Source organism: Sphingomonas sp. GW821-FHT10F09 (genome assembly GCF_058809195.1).
In genome coordinates this window covers 377,797-390,476 of the sequence record NZ_JBXASI010000002.1, presented here as the reverse complement: position 1 = coordinate 390,476, position 12,680 = coordinate 377,797, and the positions used below count along the sequence as shown (strand labels likewise).

General features: G+C 69.6%; 10 protein-coding genes. 5 read left to right on the top strand and 5 right to left on the bottom strand.

The window, feature by feature from the left end; translation table 11 throughout:
- Positions 1–8 precede the first annotated feature (8 nt).
- Both dapD and AC1RTO_RS09890 read right to left on the bottom strand, forming a co-directional pair.
- Complete coding sequence (gene dapD / locus AC1RTO_RS09895) at positions 9–821, bottom strand: 2,3,4,5-tetrahydropyridine-2,6-dicarboxylate N-succinyltransferase (protein WP_493160701.1); 813 nt, start codon at positions 819–821, stop codon at positions 9–11.
- A complete protein-coding gene (locus AC1RTO_RS09890; protein WP_493160700.1) occupies positions 818–1,483 on the bottom strand; it encodes a pyrimidine 5'-nucleotidase in 666 nt (221 codons plus the stop codon). The genes dapD and AC1RTO_RS09890 overlap by 4 nt, the downstream gene beginning before the upstream one ends.
- A gap of 121 nt (positions 1,484–1,604) precedes the next feature.
- Between AC1RTO_RS09890 and AC1RTO_RS09885 the strand changes: the two genes are divergently transcribed.
- Both AC1RTO_RS09885 and AC1RTO_RS09880 read left to right on the top strand, forming a co-directional pair.
- On the top strand, positions 1,605–3,926 hold the full coding sequence (locus AC1RTO_RS09885; RefSeq protein WP_493160699.1) for a S8 family peptidase: 2,322 nt from the start codon (positions 1,605–1,607) through the stop codon (positions 3,924–3,926).
- 35 nt (positions 3,927–3,961) lie between these two features.
- On the top strand, positions 3,962–4,960 hold the full coding sequence (locus tag AC1RTO_RS09880) for an LLM class flavin-dependent oxidoreductase (protein ID WP_493160698.1): 999 nt from the start codon (positions 3,962–3,964) through the stop codon (positions 4,958–4,960).
- A gap of 4 nt (positions 4,961–4,964) precedes the next feature.
- On the opposite strand, the gene pncB is transcribed toward AC1RTO_RS09880, so the two are convergent.
- Complete coding sequence (gene pncB, locus AC1RTO_RS09875; protein WP_493160697.1) at positions 4,965–6,269, bottom strand: nicotinate phosphoribosyltransferase; 1,305 nt, start codon at positions 6,267–6,269, stop codon at positions 4,965–4,967.
- Between the two features lie 84 nt (positions 6,270–6,353).
- Here pncB and AC1RTO_RS09870 point away from each other — a divergent pair, with 84 nt between their 5' ends.
- Positions 6,354–7,064, top strand: coding sequence for a FadR/GntR family transcriptional regulator (locus AC1RTO_RS09870; RefSeq protein WP_493160696.1), 711 nt, complete (start codon positions 6,354–6,356; stop codon positions 7,062–7,064).
- A gap of 219 nt (positions 7,065–7,283) precedes the next feature.
- Here AC1RTO_RS09870 and AC1RTO_RS09865 read toward each other — a convergent pair whose 3' ends face one another.
- Together AC1RTO_RS09865 and AC1RTO_RS09860 are read right to left on the bottom strand one after the other, a co-directional pair.
- Complete coding sequence (locus AC1RTO_RS09865; protein ID WP_493160695.1) at positions 7,284–9,077, bottom strand: IlvD/Edd family dehydratase; 1,794 nt, start codon at positions 9,075–9,077, stop codon at positions 7,284–7,286.
- A 1-nt stretch (position 9,078) separates the two neighbouring features.
- The gene (locus AC1RTO_RS09860; RefSeq protein ID WP_493160694.1) at positions 9,079–10,191 is read right to left on the bottom strand and encodes an aldose epimerase family protein; all 1,113 of its coding nucleotides are present in this window, start codon (positions 10,189–10,191) and stop codon (positions 9,079–9,081) included.
- A gap of 152 nt (positions 10,192–10,343) precedes the next feature.
- On the opposite strand from AC1RTO_RS09860, the gene AC1RTO_RS09855 reads away from it, so the two are divergent.
- Both AC1RTO_RS09855 and AC1RTO_RS09850 read left to right on the top strand, forming a co-directional pair.
- Positions 10,344–11,642 carry a sugar MFS transporter gene (locus AC1RTO_RS09855; RefSeq protein WP_493160693.1) on the top strand — a complete coding sequence of 433 codons (1,299 nt, stop codon included), beginning with the start codon at positions 10,344–10,346 and terminating at the stop codon, positions 11,640–11,642.
- Positions 11,643–11,646: 4 nt separating this feature from the next.
- Positions 11,647–12,525 (top strand): 2-dehydro-3-deoxygalactonokinase, encoded by an 879-nt coding sequence (locus AC1RTO_RS09850; protein WP_493160692.1) that lies wholly within the window; start codon positions 11,647–11,649, stop codon positions 12,523–12,525.
- Positions 12,526–12,680 lie beyond the last annotated feature (155 nt).

Below are 12,680 nucleotides of genomic sequence, written 5' to 3'. Positions count from 1 at the left end.
TGCGGCCCTCAGTCGCGGAGCAGATCGTTGATGCTGGTCTTGCTGCGCGTCTGCGCGTCGACGCGCTTGACGATCACCGCGCAATAGAGCGCGGGCTTGCCGTCGCCGCCGCCCATTGAACCCGGCACGACCACCGCATAGGGCGGCACCTCGCCCTTGAAGACCTCGCCCGTGGCGCGATCGACGATCTTCGTCGACGCGCCCAGATAGACGCCCATCGACAGCACCGCGCCCTCACCGACGCGCACGCCCTCCGCCACTTCGGCACGCGCGCCGATGAAGGCGCCGTCGCCGATGATGACCGGATCGGCCTGCAACGGCTCGAGCACGCCACCGATGCCCGCGCCGCCCGACAGGTGGACGTTCCGCCCGATCTGCGCGCACGATCCGACCGTCGCCCAGGTGTCGACCATCGTGCCTTCACCGACATAGGCGCCGATGTTGACGAAGCTCGGCATCAGGATCGCGCCCTTGCCGATGAAGGCGCCGCGGCGCACCACGCTGCCCGGCACCGCGCGGAAGCCGGCGCTGCGGAATTCCGCCTCGCTCCAATCCGAGAATTTCAGCGGCACCTTGTCGAAATGGCCGGTCGGCATGACGACATTGTCGTTGAGACGGAAGCTGAGCAGCACCGCCTTCTTGAGCCACTGGTTGACCCGCCAGCCGCCCGCGCCGTCCGGCTCGGCGACGCGTGCCGTTCCCGCGTCGAGTGACGCCAGCGCCGTCTCGACCGCGTCGCGGACCGCCCCGGTGGTGCCGAAGCCGAGGTTCGCGCGATCCTCCCACGCGGTGTCGATGACGGTGGCCAGGTCCTGGCTCATGATGCCTCCATGATATGCTGCAGCCACGGCGCGAGGTCGTGGACGATATAGTCGATATGGTCGCGACGCGGCTCCGGACCCTGTTCGGAGCCGTTGTCGACCCAGACGGTGGTCATGCCGATCGCCTTGGCGGGCGCGAGGTTGCGCGCCATATCCTCGAAGAAGATCGCGCGCGCCGGCTCGATCCCGAACGCCGCGCACAGGCCGGCATAGGCCGACGGATGCGGCTTGGGGACGAGGTCCATCGCATGGATGTCGTGCACCGCCTCGAAGCTTTCGCCGAGGCCGAGGCGGTCGAGCACCTTGAGCGCATAGGGCTTGTCGCCGTTGGTGAAGACGAGCTTGCGGCCCGGCAGCTGCGCGATCGCGGCGGCGAGCGGAGCGTCCTGTTCCAGCACGTCCATCTCGACGTCGTGGACGTCGGCGAGGAATTCGTGCGGGTCGACGCCATGGTCCGCCATCAGCCCGGTCAGCGTCGTGCCGTGGCGGTGAAAATACTCTTTCTGCAGCGTCCTCGCCGCGTCGCGCGGCAAATTGAGGCGGCGCGCGACATAGGCGGTCATGCGATCGTCGATCCGCGCGAACAGGTTCGCCCGCGCCGGATACAGCGTGTTGTCAAGATCGAAAATCCAGGTGTCGATCGGGGCGAGCGCGGCAAGCATAACGGGGGCGTCTAGGCGGCGACGGCGGGCGGCACAAGCAAGGACGCGAAACACCATGGCGACCGACCCCATTCCGGGGTTAATATCGCGTCAACTAAACTATCGTGGGGCAATAGGGGGAATGGTCGGTCGATCGTGGCTGCTGGCGGGGGCCGCAGCCGTCGCAACGCTGTCGCTGGGCGGGTGCGGCGGCGCGGGCGGCGGCATCGCCAGCGCACCGCCGCCGGTGGCGGCGATCGTCACCCCGACGCCGACCCCCGTTGCGCTGCCGGCGGTCGCGCCGGCCCCGACGCCGACACCGCCGCCCGCGACGATCAACTACGACACCGCCGAATATCGCGCGACCGTGGGGGCGGTGTCGATGAATGCGCTGTCCGCCTATGCGAAGGGCGCGACCGGCGCCGGCGTCGCGCTGGCGGTGATCGACAGCGGTATCGATCTGGAAAGCCAGGAATTCACCGGTCGCATCGCGGCGACCTCCCGCGACGTCGCCGGCAATGACGGAATCGACGACGAGGGCGGCCATGGCACCGCGGTCGCCTTCGCCGCCGCCGGGCGCCGCAACGACTCGGGCAGCCACGGCGTCGCGTTCGACGCGACGCTGGTCGTGGTCCGCGCCGACCGTCCGGGAACCTGTGCCACCGAGGGACAGAGCGGCGCCGATTCAGGGTGCAAGTTCGGCACCGATGCGATCGCCAAGGGCGTCGATGCGGCGCGCAATGCCGGCGCACGCGTCATTAACATGTCCCTCGGCGGGACGAGCATGCCGCAGACCCTGGTCGAGGCGATCGGCCGCGCGACCGCGCAGGGAATCGTCATCGTCATCGCCGCGGGCAACGACGGCAGCGACAATCCCGACCCGTTCACCGCGGTCGCCGGCAACGCCGCCGCGCGCAATCTGGTGATCGTCGCCGGGTCGGTCGGCGCCGGCGACGTGCTGTCCACCTTCAGCGACAAGGCGGGCAGCGGCGCGGCGCATTATCTCGCCGCGGTCGGCGAGCGCGTGCGTGCCCCCAACCAGAGCGACACGCCCTATCTGTGGTCCGGCACCTCGTTCGCCGCGCCGCAGATCTCGGGCGCGATCGCGTTGCTGGCGCAGGCCTTTCCCAACCTCAGCGGTGCGCAGATCGTCGACCTGCTGTTCCGCACCGCGCGCGACGCCGGCGCGACGGGCGTCGACGGCGTCTATGGCCATGGCGTGCTCGACCTTACCCGCGCTTTCCAGCCGGTCGGCACCGCGATGGTCGCGGGATCGACGCTCGCGGTGTCGCTCGGCGGCAGCAACGCGACGCTGTCTGCCGCGATGGGCGACGCCTCGGTGGGGACGCTGGGGACGGTGATCCTCGACAGCTACGACCGCGCCTTCGCGATCGATCTCGCGCGGACGATCAACCGCGCCGGGCCGCAGCGGACGCTCGCGGGCGTGCTCGGCGCGCGGCAGCGCCAGCTGGCGGTCGCGGCGGGGGATACCAGCGTGTCGCTGACGCTGGCGGCACGCCCGAACGGCGATGTCGCGGTCCAGCGCAGCACGCTCGTCGCCGGACAGGCCGTCGCCGCCCGGGCGATCGCGGGCGCGGTGACCCAGCGGATCGGCGCCAACACCAGCTTCGGCTTCGCCTTTTCGCAGGGCACCGGCACGCTCTCCGCGCAGCTGGTCGGCCAGGCCCAGCCCGCCTTTCTCGTCGCCGGCCAGAGCGGCCCCGGCTTTGACAGCGTCGCCCGGTCCGCCGGTGCGCTCCGCCAGCAGGTCGGCGGCTTCGGCCTTACCGCCGCCATCGAGAGCGGCGACGTGCTGGCGCGCCGCGACGCGCCGCTCGCCGGGATGAACGGCTATCGCCGCTCGGGCTACGACCGCGCTAGCCTGACCGCCGACCGGGGCTGGGGCGGAATCGCGACCGCGCTGACGGTCAGCACGCTGCGCGAACGCGACACGCTGCTCGGCGCGCGCTTCGACCGCGGGCTCGGCGCGGCGCGTGCGACCAGCTGGTTCGTCGACATGGATGCGCGCTGGCGTCTCGGCGCGGGCTGGGCGGTCGGCGGTTCGTGGCGGCGCGGCTGGACCGACGCCGGCCTGCGCGGCGGCCTTATCGGCAGCGGCCGGCTGATCACCACCGCCTTCGCCGCCGACGTGGGCAAGGACCATCTGTTCGGCCGCGACAGCATCGGCCTGCGCATCGCGCAGCCGCTGCGGGTGGCGCGCGGCGGGCTCGATTACCGCCTGCCGACCAACTGGGATTATGCGACGCTGGCGGTCACCGACTGGACGACGCAGCGGCTGAACCTCGCCCCCCGTGGCCGCGAGATCGACGTGGAGGCGCGCTATCGCGTGCTGATCGGCAACGGCGACCTGCAGACCAACCTGTTCTGGCGGCGCGATCCGGGCAACATCGCCGCGCTGTCCGCGGACGTCGGCGGCGCGGTGCGCTACGCGATCGGCTTCTGATTGCACGACGGGTCGCGCGTTCCCATCTTCCGACCATGACCCAATATTCCCTGCTCGATCTGGTCCCCGTCGTCGAAGGCGGCACCGTCTCGCAAGCGCTCGCCAACGCCGCCGATCTGGCGCGCCACGCCGAGGCGCTGGGCTATCGCCGGTATTGGGTCGCCGAACATCACGGCATGCGCGGCATCGCCAGCGCCGCGACCGCGGTGGTCATCGCGCATGTCGCCGCCGCGACCAGCCGCATCCGCGTCGGCGCGGGCGGGATCATGCTGCCCAATCATGCGCCGCTGGTGATCGCGGAGCAGTTCGGCACGCTCGACGCACTGTTCCCGGGGCGGATCGACCTCGGCCTCGGCCGTGCGCCGGGGTCCGACCAGCGCGTCGCCCGCGCGATGCGACGCACGTTGGAGAGCGACGCCAACGCCTTCCCGCAGGACGTCATGGAGTTGCAGAGCTATTTCGCCGACGACGGCCGCACCGGCATCGCCGCGACACCCGGCGCGGGTGCGGACGTGCCGCTGTGGATCCTCGGATCGAGCACCTTCGGCGCGCAGCTCGCCGCCGCGCTCGGCCTCCCCTATGCCTTCGCGTCGCATTTCGCGCCCGATGCGCTCGATGCCGCGCTCGCCATCTACCGTCGCGACTTCCGCCCCTCCGCCCAGCTGTCGAAGCCGCATGCGATGGCGGGGTTCAACGTCTTCGCCGCCGACACCGACGAGGAAGCGGAATTGCTCGCCAGCTCGCAGCAGCAGTCGTTCGTCGCGCTGCGCACCGGCAACCCGCGCCAGCTGCCGCCGCCCGTCGCCGGCTATCGCGCCGGGCTCGGCGCGCAGGGGGCGGCGATCCTCGATCATGTGCTGCAATGCTCGGCGGTCGGCTCGCCCGCGACGGTCGCGCGGCAGACCGCGGCCTTCATCGAACGCACCGGCGTCGACGAGGTGATGGTGGCGAGCGCGATCTACGACCATGACGCGCGCAAGCGCAGCCTTGCGATCACTGCCGAAGTGATGAGCGGCCTGACCGTCGCCGCCTAGCGCCCTAGACGGTGACGTCGCTGCGCTGCCGCCCGTCGGTGCCGAAGATGCGCAGATAGCGTTCGATCTCTGCCGGGTCCCCGGTCGCCTTGGCGGGATTATCCGACAGCTTTACCGCCGGGCGGCCGTTGGCGCGCGTCACCTTGGCGACCAGCGAGATCGGCTCCAGCCCCGCCGCACCATCGGGGTCGCAGCCGCGGAAATCGTTGGTGAGGTTCGTTCCCCAGCCGAAGCTCATCCGCACCCTGCCCTGAAAGTGACGATAGACGCGCTCGATCGAATCGACGTCCATCCCGTCGGAGAAGATCAGCAGCTTGTCGCACGGGTCCTGCCCCTTCGCCCGCCACCAGGCGATGATCTGCTCGCCCGCCTCGATCGGCGGGGCGCTGTCGGGCCGAAAGCCGGTCCAGCCCGCGACCCAGTCGGGCGCATCGCGCAGGAACGCGGCGGTGCCGAATGCATCGGGCAGCACGACGAGCAGATTGCCGCCATAATGCGCCTGCCATTCCTCCAGCACGCGATAGGGCGCCGCGGCGATGCCGGCATCGTCCCGCGCCAGCGCCGCCAGCACCATCGGCAGTTCGTGCGCGTTGGTGCCGATCGCCTCCAGGTCGTTGTCCATCGCCAGGAGCACGTTGGACGACCCGATGAAGCGACTGCCCAGCCCCTCCTTCAGCGCCTCGACGCACCAGCGCTGCCACAGGAAGCCGTGCCGCCGCCGCGTGCCGAAGTCGGAGATGACGAGGTCGGGTAGTGCGCGCAGCCGCTCCACCTTGTCCCACAGTTTCGCCTTGGCCCTCGCGTACAGCACGTCGAGCGCGAACCGGCCCTTGTCGCGTAGGCCGGCGCGGGCACGCAGCTCGTTGACGATCGCCAGTGCCGGGATCTCCCACATCGTCGTGTGCGTCCACGGCCCCGCGAAGGTCAGCTCGAACTGCCCGTCGACGCGACGCAGCTCATAGGGCGGCAGCCGAAAATCGGCGAGCCAGCGGATGAAATCGGGGGTGAATATTTGCTCCTGACCATAGAAACTGTTGCCCGCTAGCCAGATCAGTTCCTTCTTGGCGAAGCGCAGGTCGCGGGCGTGGTCGAGCTGCGCGCGCAACTCGCCTTCGTCGATGACGTCGGCGAGCCGCACCGACGTGCTGCGGTTGATGAGCCGGAACGTCGCCTCCACGTCGCCGTGCAGGTGGCGGATCATCTGCAGCATCAGCAATTTGTAGAAATCGGTGTCGAGCAGGCTGCGCACGATCGGGTCGAGCCGCCAGTGATGGTCCCAGGTGCGCGTGGCGATATCGGTGACGGCCATCGCGCTGCGCTACAACCAAGCGCCGGGCTTTCCAACCGTCCGCCGCGGCCCTAGTCGTGGTCCGAGACATCGGGGAAGAGCGGGATGGCGATCAAAAGCGAACGGCGCGAACCATCCCATACCCTGATCGCCCGCGACCTCGGCATCGCCATCGTCACCGGCCAGCACCCCCCCGGCAGCGTCATCCCCGGCGAGATCGACATCGCCACCCGCCGCGGCGTGTCGCGCAGCGTCGTGCGCGAGGCCTTGCGCATGCTGTCCGCCAAGGGGCTGGTCGAAAGCCGCCCCAAGTCCGGCACCCGGGTACGCGAGCGCGCGCAGTGGAACCTGCTCGATCCCGACCTGCTCGCCTGGATGTTCGAGGGCGAGCCGCCCGCCAGCTTCGTGCGTGCGCTGTTCCAGCTGCGCATGATCGTCGAGCCCGCCGCCGCCGAGATGGCGGCATTGTCGCGCCGACCGGACCAGCTGGTGCGCATGGCCGCCGCGCTGGACGGCATGGCGACGCACGGCCTCGACACCCACGAGGGGCAGGCCGCCGATCAGGCGTTCCACAACACGATCCTCGAGGCGACCGACAACGAGCTGCTGGTCAGCCTGTCGGGTAGCATCGGCGCCGCGGTGCGCTGGACGACGATCTTCAAGTTCCGCGGCAGCCGCCGCCCGCGCGATTCGATGCCGCAGCATCGCCGGCTGTTCGACGCGATCGCCGCCGCGGATGCGGCGACGGCGCGGGACGCGACGATCGTGCTATTGCAACAGGCGCACGAGGATACGGAGCGGTCGCTGCGGGGGTGAGGCGAGATGCGGACCTGAAGTGGCAGGCGCCGCGCCACCCCGCCACCGTCATCCCCGCGAAGGCGGGGATCCATATACGCCGACGCTGCGAATTCTCATGAGCCGCGCGCGTCGTCATCCCCGCCTGCGCGGGGATGACGACGTTGGTGGGGGCAGTGACGGGGGCATTGATGGAGCATCGGCCGAGCGTTATCCCGGCCGCCTGTCATCGCCTCCCGATCAATGATTGTCGCGCGGCAGGCCCATCGTCTGGGCGATGCGCTGGTATTTCTCCGCCCCTTCCAGAATCGCGCCGGTGTTCATCTGGCCGACGACGGCGCGCTGGATCTCCTGCCACGGCGTCTGCGAGGCGGGGTAGGCGAAGCCGCCCGCCGCCTCCAGCGCAAGGCGGCGCTCCATCAGTTCGGCGTCGTCGATCAGCACGTTGGCAGTGCCGGTGTTGAGGTCGATCCGCACCCGGTCGCCGGTCCGGAGCAGCGCCAGCCCGCCCATCGCGGCGGCTTCGGGCGAGGCGTTGAGGATCGACGGCGATCCGCTGGTCCCCGATTGCCGGCCGTCGCCGATGCACGGCAGCGCATGGACGCCTTCGGTGATGAGATAGGCGGGCGGGCGCATGTTAACGACCTCCGCCGCGCCCGGATAGCCGATCGGGCCGGCACCGCGCATGAACAGCAAGGTTTCAGGCGTGATCCCGGTCGCGGGATCGTCGATGCGGCGGTGGTAATCCTCCGGCCCGTCGAACACGACCGCCGGCCCCTCGAACGCGTCGAGGTCGCCAGGCGTCGAGAGATAGCGGTCGCGGAATTCGGGCGAGATCACGCTGGTCTTCATCACCGCGGCGTCGAACAGATTGCCCGACAGCACGATGAAGCCCGCATCCTCGACCAGCGGCTGGTCGAACGGGCGGATGACCTTCTCGTCCTCTATGGCGACGCCGCGGCAATTCTCGCCCATCGTCCGGCCGTTGACGGTCAGCGCATCCTCGTGGATCAGCCCCTGCCCAATCAGCTGGTTGACCACCGCCGGCACGCCGCCCGCGCGATAATAATCCTCGCCCAGATATTCGCCGGCGGGTTGCAGATTGACCAGCAGCGGCACCCTGTGCCCCTCCGTCTCCCAGTCCTTCAGCGGCAGGTCGACGCCGACATGGCGCGCGATCGCCGACAGATGGATCGGCGCGTTGGTCGATCCGCCGATCGCCGAATTGACCCGGATCGCATTGTGGAACGCGGGCTTGGTCAGGATGTCGGACGGCTTCAGGTCCTCCGCCACCATCTGCACGATCCGCTTGCCGGTCAGGTAGGATACCTCCTGCCGGTCGCGATAGGGCGCGGGGATCGCGGCCGAACCGGGCAGCGACATGCCCAATGCCTCGCACAGCGAATTCATCGTCGTTGCGGTGCCCATGGTATTGCAATAGCCGGTCGACGGCGCCGACGACGCGACCAGCCGGATGAATTCGGCATCGTCGATCTCGCCCGCGGCGAGCAATTGCCGTGCCTTCCACACGATCGTGCCGCTGCCGGTGCGCTCGCCCTTGTGCCAGCCGTTGAGCATCGGCCCGACCGACAGCGCGATCGCCGGGATGTTCACCGTCGCCGCCGCCATCAGGCAGGCGGGCGTGGTCTTGTCGCAGCCGATCGTCAGCACGACGCCGTCGAGCGGATAGCCGTACAGGGCCTCGACCAGCCCCAGATAGGCGAGGTTGCGATCGAGCCCCGCGGTCGGCCGCTTGCCCGTTTCCTGAATCGGATGGACGGGGAATTCCAGCACGATGCCGCCCGCCTCACGCACGCCCTCGCGCACCCGCTCGGCCAGCACCAGATGGTGGCGGTTGCAGGGGCTGAGATCGCTGCCGGTCTGGGCGATGCCGATGATCGGCCGGCCCGATTGCAGCTCGTCGAGGCTCAGGCCAAAGTTGAGATAGCGCTCCAGATACAGCGCGGTCATGTCGATATTGGCCGGGTTGTCGAACCAGGCCCTGGAGCGGAGGGGCGTGCGCGCGTGCGTCATATTATCTGGCCACCGAAAGTTTGTAGATCATCACGTGCCGGTACGGCTTGCCGGGATCGACCCGGGGCGACGTAAAGGCGGGTTTGTTGGGCGAATCCGGGAATTTCTGCGGCTCCAGCGCGATGCCGTCGCCCATCCGGTAGACGTGGGCATTCTTGCCGACATACGTCCCGTCGAGGAAATTGCCGGTGTAGAATTGCACGCCCGGCTCGGTGCTCGACACCTCGAGCACGCGGCCCGATACCGGGTCCTCCAGCCGCGCGGCGAGCTGCGGCGTCGCGGTCGGGCCCTTGTCGAGCGCGAAATTATGGTCGTAGCCGCGCCCGACCACGATCTGCGCATCGCGGCCGTCGCGCAGCCCCTCGGCGATGACGCGGCCGCTCCGGAAATCGAACACCGTACCCGCCACCGGGCGCAGCGCGCCGGTCGGGATCAGATTGGCGTCGACCGGGGTGATCGCCTGCGCCGGGATCGTCAGCCGATGCCCCATCGCGCCCGCCGGCGTACCCTCGCCGGCGAGGTTGAAGATCGCGTGGTTGGTCATGTTGACCACCGTCGGTTTGTCGGTCGCCGCGGCGAAGGTGACGGTCAGCGCGCCGTCGTCGGCCAGCGCATAGGTGACGGTGACGTCGAGCTTGCCGGGATAGCCCTGGTCGCCGTCGGCGCTGGTCAGCGCCAACGTGACGCTGCCGTCCTTCAACGCGACGATCCGCCACAGCTGCTTGTCGAAGCCCTTGGCGCCGCCGTGCAGCGAATTCACCTTGTCGTTAAGCGACAGGCGGTACGTCCTGCCGTCGAGCGCGAACGTCCCGCCGCCGATCCGGTTGGCATAGCGCCCGACCGTCACGCCGAAGAAATTGGGATGTTCGGCATAATCCTTCGCATCGTCATAGCCGAGCAGCACATCGGCGACCCTGCCGTTACGATCCGGCCCGCTCAGCCGCTGCAAGGTCGCGCCATAGCTCAGGATGCGCGCCGCGACGCCGTTGGGCGCGGTCAGCGTCACCGCCTCCACCGCGGTGCCGTCGGCGAGCGTGCCCGCCGCCTCGCGCTTGGCGGTCGCGGCATCGGCCGGCACGGCGGCGGCCATCGTCATCACCCCGGCCAGTGCCATGGCCAACGCCTTATGAACCCTCACGCGCATCTCTCCTCCGGCCTCCTGAGGCAGCATCCCGGATTGACCCGGCGTATCGCGTCTTTATAGTCAGACAAATAACCGGGGCGCAAGGCGGCCCTGCATCGCCACGAGCGGAAGAGGATGGAAGAATGGCAGGACCGATCGGCACCAGCGGTGTCACCGCGAGCGGCGGGGGCGGATCGTACGCCAAGGCGCTGAGCCTGCTCGCCAGCCTGTTCTTCATGTGGGGCTTCATCACCGTCATCAACGGCGTGCTGCTGCCGCACCTGCGATCGGTGTTCGAACTCGATTATACCCAGACGACGCTGATCGAATCGGTGTGGTTCATCGCCTATTTCTTCGCATCGATCCCGTCCGCCAAGCTGATCGAGCGCGTCGGCTACCAGCGCGCGATCGTGATCGGGCTGCTTGTCATGGCCGCGGGCGCGCTCGGCATGACGCTCGCCGCCAGCCTGCCCTCCTATGGCGTGACCCTCGTGATGCTGTTCATCATCGCGAGCGGCATCACCCTGTTGCAGGTCGCCGCCAACCCCTATGTCACCGTCATCGGCCCGCCCGAGACGGGATCGTCGCGGCTCAACCTGGTGCAGGCGTTCAATTCGCTCGGCACGACGCTGGCGCCGCTGTTCGCCGGCTATCTGATCCTCGGCCGCAGCCAGAGCGGCACCGCGGAGGCCGGCGCGACGCTCAGCCAGGCGCAGCGCTATGCCGATGCGCAATCGGTGATCCTGCCCTATGTCCTCGTCGCGATCGTGCTGGTCGTGCTCGCGGTCGTCATCGCCCGCTTCCCGCTGCCCGCGCTCGGCGCGGCGACGCAGCGCGCGGCCAAGGCGGATCGTCACCAGCATTCGCTGTGGAAGCACCGCAATCTGACCCTCGGCATTCCGACGATGATCGCCTATCTGCTCGCCGAGATCGGCGTCGCCAACCTCTTCGTCAATTTCGTCTCGCAGCCCGATATCGCCGCGATCACCCACGAACAGGCATCGCGCTATCTGGCGCTGCTGTGGGGCGGCATGATGGTCGGCCGCTTCGCCGGCAGCGTCATCATGCAGAAGATCGCGCCGGAACGCGTCCTCGGCGTCTTCGCCTTCGGTGCGCTGGTCGTCGTCGCCATCGCCACCTTCACCACCGGTCCGCTGGCGATGTGGTCGCTGATCGCGGTCGGCCTGTTCCATTCGATCATGTTCCCGACGATCTTCACGCTCGCGATCCGGGGCCTCGGCCCGCTGACCGAGGAAGGGTCGGGACTGATGATCATGGCGATCGCCGGCGGGGCGCTGGTCGTCGTGCAGGGCTGGCTCGCCGATCGCTACGGCCTGCAGAACTCCTTCTTCCTCACCATGGCGTGCGAGATCGTCGTCCTCGCTTATGCCGTGTGGGGGTCGAAGCCGACCGCCGACCTCGGCACGCCGCAGTCGGAGTAAGCGGATGCGCGCGATCATCGCGGTCGACTGGGGCACGACCAACCGCCGCGCCTGGCGGATCGAGGCGGACGGCAGCGTCTCGGACCATGTCCGCGACGACCGCGGCGTGCTGGCGATGGCGGCGGATGATTACGCGCCCGCGCTCGCCGCGCTGCGCGACCGGCTCGGCGACCTGCCGGTGATCGCCGCCGGCATGATCGGCTCGACGCGGGGGTGGCGCGAGGCGGCGTACGTCCCCGCCCCCGCCGACCTCGCCGCGCTCGCGTCCGCCGCGCTGCATATCCCTGAAGCCGACGTCACGATTGTCCCCGGCGTCTCATGGGTCGAGGGTCCCCGCGCCGACGTGATGCGCGGCGAGGAGGTGCAGGTGCTGGGCGCGATCGCCGCCGGCCTCGCCCCCGCCGAGGCGCTGTTCTGCCAGCCCGGCACGCACAACAAATGGATCGCCACCCGGGCCGCCTGGATCGTCGACGTCACCACGGTGATGACCGGCGAACTGTTCGCGCTGCTCAAGGCGCATGGCATCCTTGCCGGCATGCTCGACGGCCCGGTCGGCGACGGCCCGGCGTTCCGTGCGGGTCTGACCCGCGGGGCGGGCGCCTGCGACCTCGGCGCGGCGCTGTTCGAGGTTCGCGCCGCGGTGCTGCTCGATCGCCGCCCGCCGGAGGACGCCGCCGCTTATGCCAGCGGCGTGCTGATCGGTTCCGACGTCGGCGCGCGCGACGTGGCGGGCAACACCGTCCACCTTCTGGCGGAGGGCACGCTCGCCGCGCTCTACACCGTGGCGATCGAGGCGCTCGGCGGGCGGGTGGAGCCGGTCGATGCCACCGCCGCCTTCATCGCCGGCATCCACCATCTGCGTTCCCATCTGGCACGGTGGTGATGCCGCTCCGCCTCCCGCGCCTTGGGAGAGGCATGTTCCCCGGCGAAGGCCGGGGCCCCGTTACGACGAACGTCGTGGCCACGGCCGCCCCCCACGTCGCGGCGATATCCCGACCGGGCCGCGGCCTTCGCGGAACCGCCCGTGTTCACCCGCAA